At 68.0% G+C, this 20,897-nt stretch carries 20 protein-coding genes; 13 read left to right on the forward strand and 7 right to left on the reverse strand.

Going from position 1 to position 20,897, the window contains the following annotated elements; all coding sequences use genetic code 11:
* Position 1: 1 nt before the first annotated feature.
* The 7 genes from NVU01S_RS18355 to NVU01S_RS18385 all read left to right on the forward strand — a co-directional run bounded on the left by NVU01S_RS18355 (position 2) and on the right by NVU01S_RS18385 (position 7,710).
* On the forward strand, positions 2-1,312 hold the full coding sequence (locus NVU01S_RS18355) for a phytoene desaturase family protein (RefSeq protein ID WP_043670254.1): 1,311 nt from the start codon (positions 2-4) through the stop codon (positions 1,310-1,312).
* Between the two features lie 47 nt (positions 1,313-1,359).
* Positions 1,360-2,550 (forward strand): LeuA family protein, encoded by a 1,191-nt coding sequence (locus NVU01S_RS18360; protein ID WP_043670256.1) that lies wholly within the window; start codon positions 1,360-1,362, stop codon positions 2,548-2,550.
* Positions 2,547-3,953 carry a 3-isopropylmalate dehydratase large subunit gene (gene leuC / locus NVU01S_RS18365; RefSeq protein WP_043670259.1) on the forward strand — a complete coding sequence of 469 codons (1,407 nt, stop codon included), beginning with the start codon at positions 2,547-2,549 and terminating at the stop codon, positions 3,951-3,953. Before NVU01S_RS18360 ends, leuC begins: the two co-directional genes overlap by 4 nt.
* A complete protein-coding gene (gene leuD, locus NVU01S_RS18370; protein WP_043670260.1) occupies positions 3,950-4,573 on the forward strand; it encodes a 3-isopropylmalate dehydratase small subunit in 624 nt (207 codons plus the stop codon). The genes leuC and leuD overlap by 4 nt, the downstream gene beginning before the upstream one ends.
* Positions 4,570-5,619: an isocitrate/isopropylmalate dehydrogenase family protein gene (locus NVU01S_RS18375; RefSeq protein ID WP_043670263.1), complete on the forward strand. Its 1,050-nt coding sequence runs from the start codon at positions 4,570-4,572 to the stop codon at positions 5,617-5,619. The genes leuD and NVU01S_RS18375 overlap by 4 nt, the downstream gene beginning before the upstream one ends.
* Positions 5,616-6,800: a pyridoxal phosphate-dependent aminotransferase gene (locus NVU01S_RS18380; RefSeq protein ID WP_043670265.1), complete on the forward strand. Its 1,185-nt coding sequence runs from the start codon at positions 5,616-5,618 to the stop codon at positions 6,798-6,800. Before NVU01S_RS18375 ends, NVU01S_RS18380 begins: the two co-directional genes overlap by 4 nt.
* A 157-nt stretch (positions 6,801-6,957) precedes the next feature.
* Positions 6,958-7,710 carry an SDR family oxidoreductase gene (locus tag NVU01S_RS18385; protein WP_043670267.1) on the forward strand — a complete coding sequence of 251 codons (753 nt, stop codon included), beginning with the start codon at positions 6,958-6,960 and terminating at the stop codon, positions 7,708-7,710.
* Positions 7,711-7,785: 75 nt separating this feature from the next.
* Here NVU01S_RS18385 and NVU01S_RS18390 read toward each other — a convergent pair whose 3' ends face one another.
* Positions 7,786-8,697: a LysR family transcriptional regulator gene (locus NVU01S_RS18390; RefSeq protein WP_052280591.1), complete on the reverse strand. Its 912-nt coding sequence runs from the start codon at positions 8,695-8,697 to the stop codon at positions 7,786-7,788.
* A 101-nt stretch (positions 8,698-8,798) separates the two neighbouring features.
* Between NVU01S_RS18390 and NVU01S_RS18395 the strand changes: the two genes are divergently transcribed.
* The 4 genes from NVU01S_RS18395 (at position 8,799) to NVU01S_RS18410 (ending at position 13,541) form a co-directional block, all read left to right on the forward strand.
* Entirely contained in the window at positions 8,799-9,035 is a 237-nt protein-coding gene (locus NVU01S_RS18395) for a hypothetical protein (RefSeq protein WP_043670269.1), read from the forward strand.
* Between the two features lie 72 nt (positions 9,036-9,107).
* Positions 9,108-9,683: a TetR/AcrR family transcriptional regulator gene (locus NVU01S_RS18400; protein WP_043670272.1), complete on the forward strand. Its 576-nt coding sequence runs from the start codon at positions 9,108-9,110 to the stop codon at positions 9,681-9,683.
* Entirely contained in the window at positions 9,680-11,086 is a 1,407-nt protein-coding gene (locus NVU01S_RS18405; RefSeq protein ID WP_043670275.1) for an FAD-dependent monooxygenase, read from the forward strand. The genes NVU01S_RS18400 and NVU01S_RS18405 overlap by 4 nt, the downstream gene beginning before the upstream one ends.
* Positions 11,087-11,114: 28 nt before the next feature.
* Positions 11,115-13,541, forward strand: a complete 2,427-nt coding sequence (locus NVU01S_RS18410; protein WP_043670277.1) for a molybdopterin oxidoreductase family protein — start codon at positions 11,115-11,117, stop codon at positions 13,539-13,541.
* A gap of 13 nt (positions 13,542-13,554) precedes the next feature.
* Here NVU01S_RS18410 and NVU01S_RS18415 read toward each other — a convergent pair whose 3' ends face one another.
* The 3 genes from NVU01S_RS18415 to NVU01S_RS18425 form a co-directional block, all read right to left on the reverse strand.
* Entirely contained in the window at positions 13,555-14,364 is an 810-nt protein-coding gene (locus NVU01S_RS18415) for a SigB/SigF/SigG family RNA polymerase sigma factor (protein ID WP_043670280.1), read from the reverse strand.
* Between the two features lie 177 nt (positions 14,365-14,541).
* On the reverse strand, positions 14,542-14,811 hold the full coding sequence (locus NVU01S_RS18420; protein ID WP_043670406.1) for a glutaredoxin family protein: 270 nt from the start codon (positions 14,809-14,811) through the stop codon (positions 14,542-14,544).
* 18 nt (positions 14,812-14,829) lie between these two features.
* On the reverse strand, positions 14,830-15,453 hold the full coding sequence (locus NVU01S_RS18425) for a maleylpyruvate isomerase family mycothiol-dependent enzyme (protein ID WP_052280579.1): 624 nt from the start codon (positions 15,451-15,453) through the stop codon (positions 14,830-14,832).
* Between the two features lie 193 nt (positions 15,454-15,646).
* On the opposite strand from NVU01S_RS18425, the gene NVU01S_RS18430 reads away from it, so the two are divergent.
* A complete protein-coding gene (locus NVU01S_RS18430) occupies positions 15,647-16,366 on the forward strand; it encodes a TetR/AcrR family transcriptional regulator (RefSeq protein ID WP_043670282.1) in 720 nt (239 codons plus the stop codon).
* Positions 16,367-16,372: 6 nt separating this feature from the next.
* Here the strand turns inward: NVU01S_RS18430 and NVU01S_RS18435 are convergent, their stop codons facing one another.
* A complete protein-coding gene (locus NVU01S_RS18435; protein WP_156161574.1) occupies positions 16,373-16,882 on the reverse strand; it encodes a hypothetical protein in 510 nt (169 codons plus the stop codon).
* Between the two features lie 143 nt (positions 16,883-17,025).
* Positions 17,026-17,700 carry a TetR/AcrR family transcriptional regulator gene (locus NVU01S_RS18440; RefSeq protein ID WP_043670288.1) on the reverse strand — a complete coding sequence of 225 codons (675 nt, stop codon included), beginning with the start codon at positions 17,698-17,700 and terminating at the stop codon, positions 17,026-17,028.
* 155 nt (positions 17,701-17,855) lie between these two features.
* On the opposite strand from NVU01S_RS18440, the gene NVU01S_RS18445 reads away from it, so the two are divergent.
* Positions 17,856-19,001, forward strand: coding sequence for an acyl-CoA dehydrogenase family protein (locus NVU01S_RS18445; RefSeq protein ID WP_043670291.1), 1,146 nt, complete (start codon positions 17,856-17,858; stop codon positions 18,999-19,001).
* Between the two features lie 28 nt (positions 19,002-19,029).
* On the opposite strand, the gene NVU01S_RS18450 is transcribed toward NVU01S_RS18445, so the two are convergent.
* Entirely contained in the window at positions 19,030-20,694 is a 1,665-nt protein-coding gene (locus NVU01S_RS18450; protein WP_244467236.1) for a hypothetical protein, read from the reverse strand.
* Positions 20,695-20,897 lie beyond the last annotated feature (203 nt).

Below are 20,897 nucleotides of genomic sequence, written 5' to 3' on the forward strand. Positions count from 1 at the left end.
CATGGCATCCGAACACGACGTGATCGTCGTCGGCGCGGGGCTCGCGGGGCTGACCGCCGCGACCACGTTGCAGCTGGCCGGACAGCAGGTCAGGCTGATCGAACGGGCGGACCGGGTCGGCGGGCTGTGCGGTAGCTTCACCCTCGACGGCTATCCGTTCACCATCGCCTGCAACGATTTCGGGCACTCCCTCGTCGATGTGCTGACCGAGCTGGGTGTACACGTCGACTTCGCCGGTCCCGGATCACTCGTCTGCACGCCGGGGCGCACCTATCGGCTGCCGATCGGCCCGGCGACGGTGTGGCCGTTGATCCGCGAATTACCCGATATCGTCCGCTTTCTGCGCGCCCTGCGCCGCAGCCTCGAATCCGACCACACCGTGTTCGTGGCAGACCTGCTCCGAAAGGTGAAAGGCCGCACGGTCGCCGACTTGATCGGCATCTGGTGCTGGGCGTTCGGCACCCCACCGAGCCGGTTCCGCAGCGACAAGTTCGCGGCGCTGTTCGCCAAAGACCCTGGCTACGGCTACGACCGGATGGTGGTCCCGGTCGACGGCCCGCAGGCCATCGCCGATGCCCTCGCCGACCGCTTCATCCAGCTCGGCGGAAAGCTGGAGTTGAGCACCGACGTGCTCGACATCGCGACCGGCACAGACGGAAAAACGGTCACCACGGCAACCGGCCGGTACCTGGCGCACCAGGTGATCTCCAGCCAACCCCGGATGGACCTCTATCCGGCGGATGCGGTGCCCGGTCTGGCGGTGGGCACCCTGCACCTCGCCACGGACCGGGACGTGCCGTTCCCCGCCGATGTGCACACGATCGCGCACGTACCACACGGCGTACCGGAGATATTGGACCGGCTCGACCGCGGCGAGCTGCCCGCCGATTTCCCGTTCAACATCTTTCCCTGTGCCGCAATCGGTTCCGACGGCCCGGACGTCCGCACGTTCAATGCCTATCTCGCCTTCCCCCGTGGGATCGACGAGCTGGATCGGCGCGAGCGGGCGCGGGTCGAGCGTTATCTGCTCACCTACATCGAGACCATGATTCCCGGCTTCACCGCGCGGATCCGATACCACCGGCTGGTGTCGCCGCGCGAGTTCGCGGTGTTGCACGGCACATCCAGCACCGCGACCCCGGTGATCATCCCGCTCGGCTTCGACAAGCCCGACGGCTACGACCCGGTCCGCGATATCCACTACATCGGCAATCACGTGCAGCCGGCGTGTGAGCACGCGTGCAGTGCCGTCGCCTCCGGCCGCCGCGCGGCGCGCGCCGTAGCGGCCACCAAAGCCCCTGTCCCGCAATGAAGAGAAAGCAGCACAACCGACCACTACAACGACTGCAGGAGCAGGTCATGAGCACCCATGACGACAATCCACTCAGACGGATCTCACTGTTCGACACCACCCTCCGAGACGGAGAGCAGGCGCCCGGCAACGCCCTGTCCCCCGCCCAGAAACTGGAGATCGCGCTCGCGCTGGAGGCCATCGGCGTCGACGTGATCGAAGCCGGGTTCCCGGCGTCGTCGCCGAGCGACTACGAGGCCACGACGCTGCTGGCCGAAGAACTGACGACGGCGCGGATCGCGACGCTCAGCCGGGCAGTGCACGAGGATGTCCGGCTGGCCATCGAGGCGGGCGGCACCGAGAACCATCACCTCCAGATCCTGGCCACCGGTAGCGAGACGCACCTGAAGTACAAGCGCGGCATCGATCAGGCCGAGGCGGTGCGCGAGGTCGTCGACACGATGCGCTACGCCCGCTCGCTCGGCGCGCAGCACCTGACGCTCGGCATCGAGGACGCGACCCGAGGTTCGGACGCGCTGCTGCGCGAGTTGATCGAGGAATCTCTCACGGCGGGCGCGGATCTCATCGCGGTCGGGGACACCACCGGATGCCTGACACCGGGCGAATACGGTGCGCTCATCGCGAAGATCCGGTCCTGGGTCGGGCCCGATATCGCGATCGGCACGCACTGCCACGAGGACCTCGGGCTGTCACTGGCCAACGCGCTGGCCGGAATTCAGGCCGGCGCCGACGAGGTGCAGGCGACCCTGGCAGGCATCGGCGAGCGGGCGGGCAACACCGCGCTCGAGGAACTCATCGCGGTGCTCACCTACAAGAGCCACGAGATCGGGGCCACCACCACGGCGAAAACCGAAGGGCTGTACCAAGCTTTCGAGGTGCTCAGCCGGGCGATCGGCTTGACCGCGCCGCGCAACAAGGCGATCTTCGGCGTCAATGCCTTTGCGACCCAAGCCGGTATCCACCAGGCGGGTATGTTGCGCGAGCCGATCACCTACGAGTACATCGAGCCCGCGCGCTTCGGCCGGACCCGCTCCATGCTGGTCGGCCGGAACTCGGGGCGTGCGGTGCTGCGCTACGTCTACCACGAGATCGGCCTGCCCGTGGACGAGTCGGTCGTGGAGCACCTCTATCAGGATTACGTCGCCAACCGCACCAATGGCGATTGCCTCGACCTGCAAGGCGTCCGCGAGTTGATCGTGCGGCTTCACCCCGCGTCGAAGGAGGTCCGGATTCCATGAGCGGCGCGCGCACTCTGATCGAAAAGGTCTGGGACGACCACGTGGTCCAGTCGATCGACGAGCGGACCGATCTGCTGTACATCGATCTGCATCTGGTGCACGAGGCCAGTTCACCGCAGGCGTTCGACGGGCTGCGGCTGGCCGAACGCCGGGTCCGCAGGCCCGATCTGACCCTGGCCGTCGAGGACCACAACGTGCCGACCCGGTCGCTGCTGTTGACCGACGCCATGGGCCGCGGCCAGGTGGAAACCTTGCGGCGCAACTGTTCCGAGCACGGCATCGAATTGTTCCGGCTCGGTGATGCCCGGCAAGGCATCGTCCACGTCGTCGCGCCCGAACGCGGATTCGTACATCCGGGCATGTCGGTCATCTGCGGTGACAGCCACACCTCGACCCACGGCGCGTTCGGTGCGCTGGCCTTCGGCGTCGGCACCTCCGATGTCGAGCACGTGCTCGCCACCCAGACCCTGCCGCTGGCTCGGCCGCGCACCATGGCGGTGGAATTCACCGGCGAGTTGCCCGATGCGGTCACGGCCAAGGACATGGTCCTGGCGCTCATCGCGCACATCGGCGCGAACGGCGCACACGGCCACATCATCGAGTTCCGCGGGCAGCCCGTCGAGCAGCTCTCGATGGAGGCGCGAATGACCATGTGCAACATGAGCATCGAAGCGGGGGCGCGAGCAGGGATGGTCGCGCCGGACGAGCACACCCTGGCCTATCTCAGCGACCGCCCCGCCGCACCGCACGCGGACGCGTGGGACGAGGCCGTCGCGCGCTGGCGCACGCTGCGTACCGATCCGGACGCGGCGTTCGACCGCACCGTCACCATCGACGTCTCCGGCTTGACCTCGTTCGTCACCTGGGGCACCAATCCCGGTCAGGCGGTACCGATTTCGGGATCGGTGCCCGACCCGGCCGAACTCACCGACCCGGTGGCGCGCGCCGCGGCCGAACGCAGCCTGGTCTACATGGATCTCGCGCCGGGCACACCCATGACCTCGGTCGAGATCGACACCGTCTTCCTCGGATCGTGCACCAACAGCCGGATCGAGGACCTGCGTGCCGCGGCCGCGATCCTGCGCGGCCGCAAGGTTTCCCCCGGGGTGCGGATGCTGGTGGTGCCGGGCTCGCTCGCGGTGCGCGAGCAGGCCGAACAGGAAGGGCTGGACGCCGTTTTCCGTGCGGCGGGCGCACAGTGGCGGCTGTCCGGATGTTCGATGTGCCTCGGCATGAACGAGGACCGGCTCGTCGGCGTCCACCGATGCGCCTCCACGTCGAACCGGAACTACGAGGGCAGACAGGGCACGCACGCCCGAACTCACCTGGTGTCGCCCGCGGTGGCCGCCGCCACCGCCGTCACCGGCCGGCTCACCGACCCGGGCACCTGGGAGCAGCGATGAGACCACTGACCGAACACGTGGGCCGCGCGATCGTGTTGCGGCGCAGCAACGTCGATACCGACCAGATCATCCCCGCCGAGTACTGCAAGCGGCTCACCAAGAGCGGATACGCGGATGTGCTGTTCGCGGGCTGGCGATCCGATCCGGACTTCGTGCTCGATCGGCCCGGCAGCGCGGGAGCGAGCATCCTGGTCGCCGAGCACAACTTCGGCACGGGCAGCTCCCGCGAACACGCGGTATGGGCATTGCGCGACTGGGGTTTCGCGGTAGTCGTCGCGACCAGTTTCGGCGACATCTTCCGCCGCAATGCCTTCAAGAACGGGTTGCTCGCCGTAGAGCTACCCGCCGATGTCGTGGGTGGTCTCTACGCCGCGATCGATCACGACCCGCGCCTGCCGATCACCGTGGACCTGCGGCACTGCGAGATCCGGGCAGGCCGAGTGCGGCACGACTTTTCCGTCGACGCGCGGGCCCGCCGGTTGCTGCTCGACGGCCTGGACGAGATCGCGGTGACGCTCGAGCGCGACGACGCGATCAGCACCTACGAACGGGCACGCGCCTACTGGCTGCCCACCGTCCGGCCGAGCGACCCGGTGCTCATCGGCGAGGCGCGGTCATGACCAGGATCGCGGTGCTCCCCGGCGACGGTATCGGCCCGGAGGTGACCGCGGAAGCGGTGCAGACCCTGGACGCGCTCGCCCTCGGGTTCGATTTCGACGTGCTCGAGCACGTCAACGCGGACAACTATCTGAAGACCGGTATCGCACTGTCGGACAACGACTTCGAACGGATAGCCACAAGCGACGCCGTCTTGCTCGGCGCGGTCGGCGACCCCAGGGCCGATCTGGCCTACGCGCGGGACGTGCTGCTGCGGCTGCGCTTCGAACTCGACCTCTATGTGAATTATCGTCCGGCCACGCTCTGTCACGATCGGCTCAGCCCGCTACGCGAAGCGTCCCGGCGCGCGATCGACTGCCTCGTGATCCGGGAGAACACCGAGGGGCTCTACGCGGGAATCGGCGGCCGATTGCGCCCGGCGACCACCTACGAGATCGCGATCGACGCGGAAACCAGTACCTACCACGGTGTCTCGCGCATTCTCGAGTTCGCGTTCACCGTCGCGCGGCGCTCGGTGTGCCTGGTGGACAAGTCGAACGCGGTCCGCCACGGCGGCGCGCTGTGGCAGCGCTGCTGGGCCGAGGCCCGCGAAAAGTATCCCGCGATGCCGGCGCGGCATCTGTACGTCGACGCGGCGGTCATGCACCTGGTGCACGATCCGACCGCGTTCGACGTGATCGTCACCAACAACTCCTACGGCGACATCCTCAGCGACCTCACCGCCGAACTGGCGGGCGGGCTCGGCACCGTCGGTTCGGCGAACATCAACGGCAGCAACGGTTTCGGGCTCTTCGAACCCGTGCACGGCTCCGCCCCCGACCTCGCGGGGCAGGGCCGCGCCGATCCGATCGGCGCGGTGCTGACCGGTGCGCTTCTCGTCGAACACCTCGGTCACGATGACGCCGCCCGCGCGATACGGGCGGCTGTCGGGCAGGTGATCGCGGACCGCCAGGTGACGCCCGACCTCGGCGGGCACCTGTCGACGAAGGACGCCGGGGCGGCGATCCGCGCACAGCTGAGCGGAGCGCAGCGGAGGACCGGGACATGACGGCCCCGCCGGGCCCTCCGCCGGCCACCAGAGTCGCAAACCTGGCCTCCGGCCAGCTCTTCCGGCTGCTGAGCGAGGCGCGGGCGTGCGCGGCCATCGATCTCGCGCTCGGCGTGCCGCAGGAGCCGTCCACGCCGTCGGCCATGATCGATGCCGCCTGTGCGGTGCTACGCGGTGGACAGCACCACCAGTACGCGAACCCCTTCGGAAATCCTTTGCTGCGCAGAGTGATCGCGGAGAGTTCGGCCACTCCGGCGGATCCCGAGACAGAGATCACCGTCACCGTCGGCGCGACCGAGGCCCTGCACGTCGCGGTGCTCACCGTTGTCGACCCGGGTGACGAGGTGATCCTGTTCGAACCGATCTACGACAACTTCCTCAGCGCTATCGTGCTCGCGGGCGGCATACCTCGACCGGTGCGGCTGCGCGCGCCGCAATGGCGCCACGATCCGGCCGAATTGCGCGCCGCCTTCGGCCCGCGCACCCGCGCGATCATCGTGTCCACTCCGAACAACCCCACCGGCCATATGCTTTCGCCCGCCGAATGGTCCGAGATCGCCGAGTTGTGTCAGCGGTGGAATGCCGTCGTGATCTCCGACGAGATCTATCGCGGCTACGTCTACGACGGAAAGCGACACGTCTGCGCCGCCGATATCCCCGCCCTGCGCGACCGCAGCTTCATCGTGGATTCACTGTCCAAGAGTCACGCTGTATGTGGCTGGCGCATCGGCTATCTCAGAGCTGCCGCACCGTTGACCGCGGCGGCGCGACGCGTCCACACGGCCGTCTGTGGCGGCACCGCAGCACCCCTGCAAGAGGCGGTGGCACGGGCGGCCGCCGCCGACCCGCACTTCCCTCGGCCGAGCATCGACCTTCAGGCGCAACGGGATCGGGCCGTCGAGGTGTTCGCCGCCTTCGGCTTCGGTTGCCTCGCCCCCGACGGCGGCTGCTACGTGATGGCCGACATCACCTCGGTCACCGATTCCGACAGCGAAACCTTCAGCCGTCACCTGCTCCGCCATCCCGGCGTCCTCGTCGTCCCCGGCAGCTACTTCCGCCTGAACGCCACCGGTCGCGACACCTTCGTCCGGATCGCCTTCAACCGCCCGCTCCAGGTCTTCGATGATGTCGAAAAGCGGCTCGGCACCGCGCCACTCACGCCCGCACCGCTTCGTGGCTGACCTGCCGCCGCCCCGGCGGCAAATTCCCGATTCCAGTTCTCCGGCAGGCACAAACGTTTCTTGTGGACCCACCAATAATGGCTGTTTTCCCCATGCGAATTTTCGCCATAACGTTGCGGGAGTCTACTGACGAGTACAACCAGATCGGAGTTCGAAAGTGGCACAGAGTTTGCAGGGCAAGTCCGCTGTAGTCGCGGCAGGCGCGAAGAATCTGGGTGGGCTGATCAGCCGCACGCTGGGCGAACGTGGCGTCGACGTGGTCGTGCACTACAACAGCGACAGCACCGAGCCGGACGCCGACAAAACTGTCGCCGCGATCGAGGCCGCGGGCGCCAAGGCCGTGAAATTCCAAGCGGACCTGACGGTTCCGGCGAATGTGGAGCGGCTTTTCGAAGTCGCCGTCGACGCATTCGGTGGCGTCGATATCGCGGTGAACACCGTCGGAAAGGTATTGCGGAAGCCGATCATCGAGACGACCGAGCAGGAATACGATTCGATGTTCGCGATCAACGCGAAATCGGCGTACTTCTTCCTCAAGGAGGCGGGCAAGCGGCTCAACGACAACGGTCGCGTCGTCACCGTGGTCACCTCGCTGCTCGCGGCGTTCACCGACGGCTACTCCACCTATGCGGGTGGCAAAGCGCCGGTCGAGCACTTCACCCGGGCGGCGGCGAAGGAGTTCGCACCGCGCCTGATCTCGGTGAACACCGTCGCGCCCGGCCCGATGGACACCCCGTTCTTCTACGGTCAGGAAACGCCGGAGCGCGTGGAGTTCCACAAGTCGCAGGCGCTCGGCAATAGCCTGACCAAGATCGAGGACATCGCGCCGCTGGTGGAATTCCTGGTCGGCGACGGCTGGTGGATCACCGGACAGACCATTCTCGCCAACGGCGGCTACACCACCCGCTGAGGCGAGACCGAGGACACCATTCGCGCCTGGACCAGGCCGCTCCGACGACTGACCGGCTGCCCGACGGGCGGCCGGTCAGTCGTTGCCGGACCGTGCGCTGAGCAACAGGTCACGCACGTCGGAGGTGGTGTGCGGCAACCACAGTGCCTGGGTCGCCGCCACCGGGCCCTCTTTCAGTTCGATCACCTGCACCCGGCCCCCGAGCGCGGGTCCGGCGGGGGCGGTGACGATGGCGACGTGCTCGGTGTCGACCACCGCCGTCACCGGGGGTGTGCCCTGGATGTGATTGACGACGAACCGCGGCTCGAAACCGGCTCGGCGGCAGGTGCTGAGGATGAAATCGGTGTAGTACGACGCGCCCGGCGGCGCCCAGATGACGATCTGCTCGTCCTGGAGGTCGCACACCGTGACCGCGGCACGATCGGCCAGCCGATGTGTCCGGGCGACCGCCACGCGGACCTGGTGGTACGCGATCACCGCGGCCGCCAGATCGGGCGGATTCGCTACCGCCCGCCGCAAGGCGACGTCGATCGTCCCCTCGTGCAGGGCCTGGGCCAGGGCGTCGGGGTACATCTGGCGCACGGTGACCGACACGTCCGGGCGGCCGGTCCGCACGGGTGCCAGCAGGTCGTACACCTCCTCGGCGGTGATCGCCGGGGTGTGCCCGACTACGAAGGTCGGCGGCGCGGCGATGCCCGCCTCGTGCGTACGGCGAGACAGCGCGTCCGACGCCGCCAGCAGCGCCCGCGCCCCGTCGCGCAACACCCGGCCCGCCTCGGTGAGTACCAGTTGCCTGCCGCTTCGATCGAACAGCTCGACCCGGAGTTGCTTCTCCAGCTGGCGCACGGAACTGCTCAACGCCTGCTGGGTGAGGTGCAGCTCCGCCGCCGCAGCAGTGAAACCGGCCAGCTCCGCGACCGCCAGGAACTGGTGCAGCCGATGCAGATCCAGCACTCTGCCGCTGGAGCCCAACTCGACCGGAACCATGCGATCCATCGTAAGGCGAGCTCGAGCGGGGCTCGGTCGCTGATGCTGGAAGTTCGCGGTCGGTACCTTCGAAGCATGGAACTCGGGCGCTTCGGCGATGCATGGCTATTGGTGACCCGCGTACCAGACCGGCCGCCGCCGGACTGACCCTGACGATGGTCGGCGCGCTCTGGTTCTCGGTGGCGCCCGCCATCGCCGCGAAGGCGACGACGACCTTCGGCTTTCTCGGCAACTTCTTCTACGCCTCGGAGTGGCTGTTGATTCTGGCCCTGGCGGCGATCGTGCTGACCGGAACCGGTCGCCTCAGTGCGGACGCCGCACTGGGCCGTCGCCGGTAAAACACGAGTGCGCGTTCGGATCGAACGATAATTCCCTTGAAGTGTACGAAACTGTCTCGTACGCTTCACGGCATGATCAGAGGGCAACAACGAGTCGATGCGATCCTGGCGGCGACGCTGGATCTGGTCGCCGAACAGGGCTACCCGGCCCTGACCATGGACGCGGTGGCGGCGCGGGCCAATGCCAGTAAGGCCACCATCTATCGCCGTTGGCGCAACAAGGCCGAACTGGTCAAGGCGGCACTGGACGCCTACGACGCCGACCACAACGCCGCCATCCCGGTCACCGGCACCTTGCGCGGGGATCTGCTGGCCGTCCTGGAAGCGTTGTGCACCAAGGCTTCCGAGCGCTACACCACGATGATCGGCGGGTTGGTCGCCGCCATGCAGTACGACACGGACCTCGCCGCCGCGCTGCGCGAGCACATCGAAGACGAGGAACTGTCTCCCTTCCACGATGCACTGCGGCGCGCGATGGACCGCGGCGACCTGCCCGCGGACACCGATGTCGATCTGATCCACGACGTCGCCGAGGCGATGATGTTGCGCCAGACCCAACTCGGTTCCGGATTCGACGACGCGTTCATCGCCCGCCTCGTCGACGACGTCCTACTCGTTCTACTCCGGCACGAAGGAGTAACCCGGTGACGGTAGTGATCGTCGGGGCAGGCCCGACCGGACTCACCCTCGCGTGCGATCTCGCGCGTCGTCAGGTGCCGTTCCGCCTGCTGGACAAGGCGCCGGGCGTGTTTCCCGGCTCGCGTGCGAAGGGATTGCAGCAGCGCACGCTCGAGGTCTGCGCCGACCTCGGCGTGCTCGACGCCGTCCGCGCCGGCGGTGCACCCTTCCCCGAGTTCCGCCTGTACCGGGGACGGGAGGTGCTGTGGGAACGGTCCCTCTCCGAAATGCTCGGCACGCCAGAGCTTTCGGCCTCGGTCACCGTGCCGTTCCCGGATCCCTGGCTGATTCCGCAGTGGCGGACCGAGGAGATTCTGCACCGCCGCTTGGTCGAACTGGGCGGGCAGGTCGAGTGGAACACCGAAGTCCTCGCTGTGGACCAGGATGCCGACAGCGTCATCGCGCACACGGCGAACGGCCCGATCGAGGCCGCCTATCTGGTCGGCACCGACGGCGGGCACAGCACCGTTCGCAAGGCGATCGGGGTCGACTTCATCGGCGACGCCGCCGAATCCGAACGCACCCTGATCGGCGACGTCCGGGTACGCGGTCTCAACGGGCGCTACTGCCATATCCTCACCGGCGGTGGTGATGTGGGCCAACGATTTTCGCTGTGGAACCTGCCCGGCAGCGACTATTACCAGTTCGTCGTGTCGCTACCGGCCGAGCAGACTCCGGAGCTGACGTTGGACGCGGTACGGCGGCTGTGCGCGCAACGCAGCGGCCGCACCGATCTCGAGCTGTTCGACCTGCGCTGGATCTCGCTGTACCGCTTGAACGTTCGCATGGTCGACCGGTATCGGGTCGGGCGGGTGCTCCTAGCGGGCGACGCGGCGCATGTCCATTCCTCGGCCGGCGGCCAGGGACTCAACACCGGGATACAGGACGCGTACAACCTCGGCTGGAAGCTCGCGGCCGCCGTCGACGGCACCGACCCCGGGCTCCTGGAAACCTATGCGGCCGAGCGGATGCCGGTCGCCGCGAACGTCCTGGGCCTGAGCTCGCTGCTGCATCAGCAGGATTTCCGCGGCGGCAGCACCGCACCCGCGATCCACCAGCTCGATATCTCCTACCGCGACGGCCCGCTCGCCCTCGACGACCGCGCCGACCCCGGCACGCTCCGCGCCGGAGACCGCGCACCCGACGGTCTCCTGCCCTCCGGCACAACACTTTTCGACGCCTTCCAGGGACCGCACCACACCCTGCTCGCGTTCGACGCCCCCACCCCGAACCTCGGCCTGCCGACGCTCACCCTGTCCCCGTGCGAAGGCTACGACGTCTCCCCCGGCACCTACGTCCTCGTCCGCCCCGACGGCTACATCGGCGCGATCACCGAAAACGCGGCGGTCCTCGCGCAATACCTGCGTGTTTGAGGTCGGTGCGCGGGGGTAGGACGCCGCAATGGTGCGCAGTGATCGAATTGCCGAGCCGTGGGGTGTCCGGACGCCGTACGGGCGCGGTGAAAAGTGGCCTGTTCGGACCGACATGTTCCTCGAAGACGGGGTCCGCGCGGAAACGGTCGACCGATGGGTGCCGTCGGCGTCGGTACTGCATTCGAACGGCGACGCGATGGATATCGCGGTGCGCGACGGCCGGGTCGTCGGCGTCCGGGGACGGGCGGACGACCGGGTGAACCACGGCAGGCTCGGCCCCAAGGATTTGTTCGGCTGGCAGGCCAATCGTTCCGCGCAGCGGCTGACCCGCCCGCTCGTCCGGGTCGACGGGCAGTTGGTCGAGACGGACTGGGACACCGCGATGGATCGCATCGTGCGACACAGCCGCGAACTGCTCGCCGGGCCCGGGCCCGAGGCGATCGGGTTCTACACCAGCGGCCAGCTCTTTCTCGAGGAGTACTACACGCTCGGGGTGATCGCGCACGGCGCCATCGGCACCCCGCACGTCGACGGGAACACCCGCCTGTGCACCGCGACCGCGGCCGAGGCGCTCAAGGAGTCGTTCGGCAGCGACGGCCAGCCGGGTTCCTACACCGATGTCGACCATGCGGACGCGATCGCGCTCTACGGACACAACGTCGCCGAAACCCAAACCGTGCTGTGGGCGCGGATCCTGGATCGGCTCGCCGGCTCGGACCCGCCCGCCCTGCTGTGCGTCGACCCGCGGCCGACCTTGGTCGCCCAGCACGCCACCGTCCATCTCGCGCCGTTGCCGGGCACGAATATGGCGCTGATGAACGCGCTGCTGCACGAGTTGATTGCGCACGATCAGCTAGACCACGAGTATCTCGCCGCGCACACCGTCGGCTTCGACGCACTCGCCGAACTGGTGGCGTCCTGGACGCCGGAACGGGCCGGGCACATCTGCCGCCTCGAGCCGCGCGAGATCCGGCGGGCGGCGCAACTGCTCGGCACCGCGCCGCGACTGCTCTCGACCGTGCTGCAGGGCGTCTACCAGTCTCATCAGGCCACGGCGGCCGCCGTGCAGGTCAACAATGTGCACCTGCTGCGCGGCATGCTGGGCAAACCCGGGTGCGGTGTGTTGCAGATGAACGGGCAGCCCACCGCGCAGAACACCCGCGAATGCGGAGCCGACGGGGACCTGCCGGGCTTCCGCAACTACGCGAACGCCGAGCACGTCGAGGAGCTGGCGCGGCTGTGGGATGTCGCGGCGGAGGACATCCCGCACGACGGTCCGCCGACGCACGCGATGCAGATGTTCGAGCTGGCCGAAAAGGGCTCGTTACGCCTGCTGTGGGTCTCAGCGACGAATCCCGCGGTATCCCTGCCGCAGTTGGCCCGGATCCGCCGCATTCTGTCCCGGCCCGATCTGTTCCTGGTGGTCCAGGACATCTTCCGCACCGAGACCGCGGAACTCGCCGATGTCGTGCTGCCCGCGGCGGCCTGGGGCGAGAAGACCGGCACGTTCACCAATGCCGATCGCACCGTGCATCTTTCGGAGCAGGCGGTGGTGCCGCCGGGTGCGGCCCGCGCCGATCTGGACATCTTCCTGGACTACGCGCGCCGCATGGACTTCCGGGATCGTTCGGGAAACATGTTGCCGCCGTGGACAGATGCCGAGACCGCCTACGCGGCGTGGCAGCGATGCAGTGCGGGGCGGCCTTGCGACTACACGGCGCTGAGCTACGCGAAACTTCGTGCGGGCGGCGTGCAGTGGCCGTGCACCGAGGCGCGACCCGACGGCACCGAACGGCTCTACACCGACGGACATTTCCCCACCGAACCCGACTATTGCGAGAGCTTCGGCAAGGACTTGGTCAGCGGCGCGCCGGTCGGCGAAAACGACTATCGCGCACACGATCCGCACGGCCGCGGGATCATCAAGGCCGCCGACTACCAGCCGCCCAACGAGCCCCCGTCCGCGGGCTATCCGCTCGTCCTGATCACCGGCCGCACGCTCTACCACTTCCACACCCGGACCAAAACCGCGCGCGTACCACAGCTTCAGGACGCCGCCCCGCAGGTGTGGGTCGAGTTGTCCGCCGACGACGTGGCCCCGGCCGGCATCACCGAAGGGGACCTGGTCGAGGTGTACTCGGCGCGCGGGGCGGTGCGCGGCCGTGCCCGCATCACCGCGATCCGTCCGGGGGTGGTGTTCCTCCCGTTCCACTACGGCTACTTCGACGATGAGGGTGAACACGACAGGGCCGCAAACGAATTGACCCGCACCGAACTCGACCCGGCTTCGAAACAGCCGCTGTTCAAGACCGCGGCCGCGGCCATCCGGCGCATCGAGCCCGGCACCGGTCCGGCCCCGGCGCCGACCACCACGGCGTCGAAGCCGTGCGGCGCGGCCGTACCCGAGACCGTCGGCGGACCGGCCGCGCTGGCCGAGCACGACCTCGGCGGGTGACATCGCGCCGCGCTCAGTCGGCCAAGGCTTCGGTGCGCAGCGCGTCGAGTGTCCGCGACAGGATTCGGGAGATCTGCATCTGGGAGACCCCGCACTGCTGACCGATCTGCGCCTGGGTGAGCCCCTCGAAGAAGCGCATGTGCAGGATGCGACGCTCCGCCTCGGGCAAGGCCGCCAGCAACGGCGCGACGGCGAGGGCATTCTCGGTGAGTTCGTAGTTCCCGTCGTCGCCACCCAGGTTCTCGGCGAATGCCGCAGCGCCCGTATCACTTCCGGCGTCGGCCGCCGGATCCAGCGAATCGGTCCGGTAGCAGTTGGTGGCGATCAGCGCCTGGGTCACCTCGGTCAGATCCAGGTCCAGCTCGATCGCGAGTTCCATCGCCGTCGGCGGGCGGCCGAACCGGTGCGACAGCAGTTCCACCGTCGGCCCGATCCGCTGCTGAGTTTCCTTCACCCGGCGCGGCACCCGGACCGCCCAGGTGTGATCACGGAAATGCCGCCGTACCTCGCCCATGATCGTGGGCACCGCGAAGGCGAGAAACGGGCTGCCCCGGGACGGATCCAAACGATCGACCGCCAGGACGACGCCCACGGACGCGATTTGATAGAGGTCGTCGTAGGTCTCGCCGCGACCGCTGAAACGCCGCGCGATGTGATCGGCCAGCGGCAGGCAGCGGCGCACGATCGTGGCACGCAGCTCCGGGTGACCCGGATCGTCACTATCCAGGTCCGACAGTTCCAGCAGTGCCGGTTCGATGTCGTCGTAACTGTCCGCGCCGTGCCGTCGGTCGGCGGTCTTTCGGGTTGCCGAGAAAGCAGCCATTACGGAGACCTCGCTTCGGTTCGTCGCACGGAACCGCAGCGACACCGTGGACTCGATGTCGAGGCGTCCGCGATGCGCCGTACGTCAATCCTGCTCGACGCGAAGCGCGGCGTCAGTGCGCTGAACGAAGCAGGCGAGCCGTCGCGGTCCACAAAACGAAGGTCACCGCGCTACGGCTCAGACCGCGCGCCCGGTGGCCTCGGACAAGGCGACGAGCACCTGGTGGAAGTCCGGCGCGACCAGCACGCGCTCACGGATCAGCACAGTGGGCACGGTGCGGTTCCCATCGGCCACCGACAAGACGTAAGCCGCTGCCGCGGTGTCGCTTTCGACATCGATCTCGGTGAAAACGACACCGACGCCCCGCAGTTGACGTTTGAGTCGCCAGCAGTACGGGCACCAGGCGGTCGTGTAGACCACCACCTCGGGTTGTTCGATGTTCGGCATCGGATCCACCTCCTGAAGTCAGCGCAGCCGAGCACGCAGGGTGTCGACACCGGGGCCGTGCAGATCCGCCAGCGCGGCGGCACGGCCCGCGATGGCCATGAAGATGGCTTCGCCAGGGCCGGTCACCGCGGGCCCGGTACCGTGTTCCCAGTCGACATCCGTTGCGGCGAAACGCAATCCCCGCATGCGCGGGCCGGGTCGCAGGAACGGGTCGGGGTGGCGCAGCAGGGTGAGCAGGCGATCGGCCGGTACGGTGCGCGGGCGCGCGAGCGGGCGGCGGATGTCCTGGTGATGAATCATCAAGTCCGCCAGCACGTTTCTCGGTGCGACCCGGGCGCCCAGGCCCTGCCCGTGGATCGATTCGAACGCGGCCAGCAGTTCGCCGGTCGTCTTGGTCGCGCCGCGGCGGATGTAGAGCTCGTTCAGCCGGTCCATCGACCCCCCGCTGCGGACGATCTCGAAGACGTACCGCAGCGGTGGGGTCGCCTCGTAGAGCACATGGGCCACGACATCACGGACCCGCCACCCGGCGCAGAGGGTCTCGGTTTCCCACTCCTGCGGCGTGAGGGTACGCAGCAGGTCGGCGACGTCCCGATACTCCTGCGCCAGCATCGCCCTGGTGCCGGTCTGCACTGCGGTCATGGCAGCTCCTGATCCACGGAAGGTCGACGTCCACCCACAATGTAATCGCCGATCACTTTGTTACTATAATTCACAGACGACAGGTCGCTGTCAATGGCACGCCGGCGTGGGCACTGTTCACAGTGTGATCAGCTTGTACGGGCAACGCTAGACTGCTCCGCAGCAGCCGCGAGCCCTCCGGAAAGGACCACCGATGCCCACCACCCCCGCCGCTACGCCGGGCCGGGCCACCAGACGGAGCGAACGCCGCGCCGAGACCATCGCCGAGATCAAATCCCTTGCCCGCGGGCAACTGGAGACCGAAGGCACCGGCGGCCTTTCGCTGCGCGGCATCGCGCGGGCGATGCGCATGTCCCCCGCGGCGATCTTCCGCTACTTCGACAACCAGTCGGCGCTGATCACCGCGCTGTGCGTGGACGCGTACGACAGCATGGCCGATGCGATCATCGCCGCGCAGCAGGACGCCGGCCCCGAACCGGCGGCGCAGTGGCGCGCCTGCTGCGACGCCGCCCGGCAGTGGTCGCTGCACAACCGAGCCGACTTCGCCCTGATCAACGGCACGCCGATCCCCGGCCACCAGGCCCTGCCCGAGGAAACCGGGCCCGCCGCCGGCCGGACCGTCATCGCCCTGGGCGCCGCCTACCTGTCCGCGGTCAGCTCCGGGGCCGCCGACCCCGAACGAACCGCGGTGCCCCCCTTGGCGATCGGCCCGCTGATGAACGCCCTGCTGGACGGCGAAACACTGCCCGCCACTCCCCTGCCCGGCATCGTCGCCAACGCCTGGGCCTCGATCCTCGGCTTCATCTCCGCCGAAATCTTCGGCAGCCTCACCGCCCTGATCCCCGACACCGACCCCCTGTGGCACAGCCACGTCACCACCGTCATGCGCGGCATGGGCTTCCAACAACCCTGACGCGCGTTATCGGGTGAGGGTGGATGGGACCGGGGTGGGGGCGGGGCCGCCGCCGGGGAAGGGTTCGGTGGTGGAGCAGGCGAGGGTGACGACGGTGTATCCGTCGCCTACGCCGAGCAGCACGTCGAGCAGGTAGCCGTCGGCCGGGCGGACCTGGGTCTCGGTGGCGCCGTTGGGGTATGGGGGTTTGCGGACGAGTTCCCAGCCGAAGGATTCCCACGCGGCTTCGGCGCCCGCGTAGACCGCCGACGAGCTGTCGCTCAGCAACCGGTAGCCCAGCGAATAGTGCTCGGCGCGCGGCAAGAAGGCGCTGCCGGTACCGGTCTGCAGGATATGCCCGGGCGGCAGCGAACTGTCAGGTGCCGCCTCGAGGTAGGTGCCTTCGGGCATGGCCCGGATGGTCTGCAACAGATAGTCGAGGCAGGTATCCCGCGCTTGCTGCGCATTGACGGGTGCCGCGTGCGCGGGCGCGGCGCAGGCCAGGATCGCGAGCAGTGCGCCCGGTACCGCCCTCATGACGAGTTTCTTCATCGGACTCACATCCTAAAATCCAAATTACCGAATGTTGCTGATCGGTAGCCTAGCACTCGATCGGACGAATCGGCGCGGATTTCGCTGGAGTCGGAACGACTGCCGGACGCGAGCGCCCAGACCGGGGGTCAGCCCCCGTCGGGCAACTCCGCGTGCAAGTTCAGCTCGATGCCGAGCCCGCGGAGCCGATGGTCGATCAGCAGCCACGCTTCGGTGGCGAGCTGCTCGATCAGCTCGTTCCTGCTCATGCCGCGATGCACCAGCCACCAGCGCACCGAGGCATCGATGAGACCGAGCAGGGCGACGACCAGACGATCGGCCGCCAGTGGATCGGCGCCGAACTCCGGCATGTAACGGGTTGCGGCGGCGGAGATCTCGGCGGCGAACGCACTGCCGCCGACCCGCGGCTCGTCACTGCCGTGCCGATAGTTGCGCTCCAGCAGGAACCGGTACAGGTTCGGGTGTTCATCGGCCCAGCTGATGTGCTCGGCGATCGGCGCCCGGATGATCGCGTAGGGCGAGCCCTCGATCTCGAGCGCCGCCCGGATCTGCCGCTTCAGATCGTCGTACGCACGGCGGGCCACGGCCAGATCCAGCTCTTCTTTGCTGGCGAAATGCCGGTAGACGTGGCTGCGCGCCAAACCGGCCCGATCCGCGATCTGGCCGGTCAACGCGTCGGGCCCGTGCTCTTCGATGGCCGCGATGGCCGCGTCCACGATGACCCGTCGCCGCTCGTCCCGGCCCGGCGCCCGGCTCGTCGAGCGCCGCGCCGCGGCGGTGTCGGTCCAGCGTCGTTCTGCCACGAGGTCTCACGGTATCGGAATGCGGGCAGCTCGACGGGCAGGAACTCTTGCCCGCACGGCGTAGGTGGTACATGCTGTACCCGCCGGGTACATGCTGTACCCGCAAACACTGGTTACATATATCCAGCGTTGGCGCCCGAACCAAAGGAGACTCGATGGCCGCCTACCGGTCGAGTTGGATGAACGACGACCTCGACGCGCTGCGCGAGCTCGCCCAAGCCTTCTTCGCGAAAGAGGTCACGCCGAACATCGAGAAGTTCATCGGCCAGCACCATGTCGACCGCGACCTGTGGACCAAGGCGGGCGAACTCGGCCTGCTGTGCCTGTCCATTCCCGAGGAATACGGCGGCGGCGGTGGCACATTCGCGCACGAGGCGGTGCTGATCGAGGAGCAGGCCAAGGCCCTCGACACCGCGTGGGGCGCCAGCCTGCACAACGGCATCGTCGCGCACTACCTGCTCGCCTACGGCACCGAGGAGCAGAAACGACAGTGGTTGCCCAAGATGGCCACCGGCGAGGTGGTCGGCGCGATCGCGATGACCGAGCCCGGCACCGGCTCGGACCTGCAGAACATCAAGACCAGAGCGGTCCGCGAGGGCGACGAGTACGTCGTCAACGGATCCAAGACCTTCATCACCAACGGCGCACAGGCCGACCTCATCATCGTGGTGGTCAAGACCGATGCCACGCAGGGCGCCGCGGGCGTCAGCCTGGTACTCGTCGAGGCCGAACGGGCCGGGTTCCGGCGCGGCCGGGTGCTCGACAAGATCGGCCAGAAAGGCCAGGACACCTCGGAGCTGTTCTTCGAGGACGTTCGGGTACCGGTGACCAATCTGCTGGGCACCGCCGAAGGCCAGGGCTTCGTCCAGCTGATGCAGCAGCTGCCGCAGGAGCGCCTGATCATCGCGGTCGGCGCGGTCGCAGGCATGGAAACCGCGCTGGCGCACACGATCCGCTACACCAAGGAGCGCGAAGCGTTCGGCCGCACCATCTTCGGCTTCCAGAACACCAAGTTCAAGCTCGCCGAGGTCGCGACCGAGACCAAGATCGCGCGTGTGTTCACCGACGACTGCATCGTCAAACATATTGCGGGCGAACTCGATATCGCCACCGTCGCGATGGCCAAGTGGTGGACCACCGAGCGGGCGATGTCGGTCGCCGGCGAATGTCTGCAACTGCACGGCGGTTACGGGTACATGACCGAGTACCCGATCTCGCGCATGTGGGTGGACAACCGGGTGCAGATGATCTACGCGGGCACCAACGAGATCATGAAGGAGATCATCGCCCGGACGTTGTGAGCGGCATCGCCTGCCGTGGTCCGGTCGATCAGCGTCCCGGGGTCTGCCCGGGACGCAGTGCCGGACCGCAGGAATCGGACGCGCGGAAGCCTGGCCAGAGCGGCGGCAAGACGCGGCCCGCGTAGTCACGCAGCTGTTGCAGTTGGTTCTCGTCACGCACCACGTCTTTGCGGACCCAGTCCTCGTCCGGGCGGTCCGGGTCCGGGGAGCGATGAATTCGGTAGTAGTCGCGCTCGATTCGCGGATCGATGGTGATCTGATTGCCCATCCAGGCGCCGTGTGTGTGCACGAAGGTGGGTTCGATCTCGTCGAAGATGTAGTCGCTGAGATCGGTGGGGTCCTTGCCCGCATAGATATTCGCGATCCGGGCTTCGACCAGCCCGGCCATATCGATCAGCCGCAACCGCGAGGTCAGCGAGCTGCCGCCCATGTCGGGGGTGAACAACGACCCGTGGTCGAGTTCCAGGATATCGGCGTAGCCGTTGAAGACCTCCCCGAAGCGCAAGACGATCCAGCACAGCGGCACATCGGAATTCGCGCGATACGAGCCGGACGCGTCGGCGAACGCGACGCCCGACGGGATCAGCGCGCCGACCAGGGCGAGCACGACCAGCACCCGGCGGTACAGGTGCAGCTTCGCCAGCAGCTCGCCCGCCGAGATCGCGAAGACGAGGGCTCCGAGCGCCCACACCGGGGTGGCGAAGCGGAATTGAGCCATCCAATCCGGTTCCAGCACACAGTAAGCGACCATCGCCAGGGCCAGCGGCACCAGTAGCGCGACGGCGCCGTCCCGCCACTTCCCCGGCGAAGCCAAGGCGAGCCCGACCACACCGACCGCCAGGATGACGGCGGGGGCGCCGGCGTACTGCACCAGATCGCCGATCCTGCTGAGGTCCTGCACGCTGGGCATTTCCTGGTTTTTCGCGACCGCGGTGTTCGCCACCAGCCTGCCGAACTCGCTGTAGCGCCACGCCAGGTAAGCCCCGAACGGAAGCGCGAACGCCAGTCCCGAGTACAGCACCCCGCGCAGCGCGGCGGTCCACGTCGCGCGCCGCACCAGCAGCAGCGAAATCGCCGGGTAGGCAACGAGATAGATGAGGCCGTCCGGGCGGGTCAAGGCGGCGAACGCCGCTATCGCCCCGGCGAGCACGGCCGCCTTGGGCGTCCACAACCGCTCGTCCAGCACGGCGCGAAACAGGTGCACCGCCAACGCGCACGCCGCCAACGCGAACAACGAGTTCTCCAGCCCGGAGAAGCACCAGATCACGAAGGAAGGGATCGCGGCCAGCAACACCCCCGCCGCGAAGGTGACCAGCGCCGGCCAGCGCGAGACTCGCCGGGCCGCGAGGTAGCAGGCGGCGAGAATGCCCGCACAGCACAGCAGCGCAACCGCTTTCGGGTACAGCACGTAGTCGGGCACGCCGAAGATGCTGCCGCGATCGAAAAGTCCACACCAGGAGCCCACCACGAGCACGAAAAGCCAAGTGGGATTGGAGAACCCTTCGACGGGTGGTGCGCCCGGCTGCAGCACCGGCCCCAGACCCGCGGCGACACTGCGGGCGTAGGCGAACGTGATGCCCGCGTCGTCGACCATCCAACTGCCGTACTTGCTCGCCCGCCAGCCCAGTACCAGGGCACCGCCCGCGATCGCCGCCACCGCGGCCCACCACGACCAGCCCCCTCGTTGCCGCAAGCCTGCCCACCATTCGACCGAAGCTTGCAACCGCGCTCTCAACACCCCTACCAATCCGTCAACCGGCCGCCAAACTTACCCGACCGGCGTCGGCAAATCAGCACCGGTGCGGGCGGCGACCGGCCCCGTCGACACGCGATGCCGGGGTCTGGGCATTGGAACTCTGCACGCGGGACATCGCGGAGCTACCCGCGCAAACGGTC

The sequence above is a fragment of the Nocardia vulneris genome (assembly GCF_001613425.1).
GTDB classification, from domain to species: domain Bacteria; phylum Actinomycetota; class Actinomycetes; order Mycobacteriales; family Mycobacteriaceae; genus Nocardia; species Nocardia vulneris.

What these genes read in the sequence shown, in the direction of transcription:
- NVU01S_RS18360 (WP_043670256.1), top strand. Translation starts at nt 1,360, where the DNA reads ATGAGCACCCATGACGACAATCCACTCAGACGGATCTCACTGTTCGAC.
- NVU01S_RS18395 (WP_043670269.1), top strand. Translation starts at nt 8,799, where the DNA reads ATGGCTATTGGTGACCCGCGTACCAGACCGGCCGCCGCCGGACTGACC.
- leuD (WP_043670260.1), top strand. Translation starts at nt 3,950, where the DNA reads ATGAGACCACTGACCGAACACGTGGGCCGCGCGATCGTGTTGCGGCGC.
- NVU01S_RS18355 (WP_043670254.1), top strand. Translation starts at nt 2, where the DNA reads ATGGCATCCGAACACGACGTGATCGTCGTCGGCGCGGGGCTCGCGGGG.
- NVU01S_RS18400 (WP_043670272.1), top strand. Translation starts at nt 9,108, where the DNA reads ATGATCAGAGGGCAACAACGAGTCGATGCGATCCTGGCGGCGACGCTG.
- NVU01S_RS18430 (WP_043670282.1), top strand. Translation starts at nt 15,647, where the DNA reads ATGCCCACCACCCCCGCCGCTACGCCGGGCCGGGCCACCAGACGGAGC.
- NVU01S_RS18435 (WP_156161574.1), bottom strand. Translation starts at nt 16,882, where the DNA reads ATGAGGGCGGTACCGGGCGCACTGCTCGCGATCCTGGCCTGCGCCGCG.
- NVU01S_RS18390 (WP_052280591.1), bottom strand. Translation starts at nt 8,697, where the DNA reads ATGGTTCCGGTCGAGTTGGGCTCCAGCGGCAGAGTGCTGGATCTGCAT.
- NVU01S_RS18420 (WP_043670406.1), bottom strand. Translation starts at nt 14,811, where the DNA reads ATGCCGAACATCGAACAACCCGAGGTGGTGGTCTACACGACCGCCTGG.
- NVU01S_RS18415 (WP_043670280.1), bottom strand. Translation starts at nt 14,364, where the DNA reads ATGGCTGCTTTCTCGGCAACCCGAAAGACCGCCGACCGACGGCACGGC.
- NVU01S_RS18425 (WP_052280579.1), bottom strand. Translation starts at nt 15,453, where the DNA reads ATGACCGCAGTGCAGACCGGCACCAGGGCGATGCTGGCGCAGGAGTAT.
- NVU01S_RS18445 (WP_043670291.1), top strand. Translation starts at nt 17,856, where the DNA reads ATGGCCGCCTACCGGTCGAGTTGGATGAACGACGACCTCGACGCGCTG.
- leuC (WP_043670259.1), top strand. Translation starts at nt 2,547, where the DNA reads ATGAGCGGCGCGCGCACTCTGATCGAAAAGGTCTGGGACGACCACGTG.
- NVU01S_RS18375 (WP_043670263.1), top strand. Translation starts at nt 4,570, where the DNA reads ATGACCAGGATCGCGGTGCTCCCCGGCGACGGTATCGGCCCGGAGGTG.
- NVU01S_RS18380 (WP_043670265.1), top strand. Translation starts at nt 5,616, where the DNA reads ATGACGGCCCCGCCGGGCCCTCCGCCGGCCACCAGAGTCGCAAACCTG.
- NVU01S_RS18410 (WP_043670277.1), top strand. Translation starts at nt 11,115, where the DNA reads ATGGTGCGCAGTGATCGAATTGCCGAGCCGTGGGGTGTCCGGACGCCG.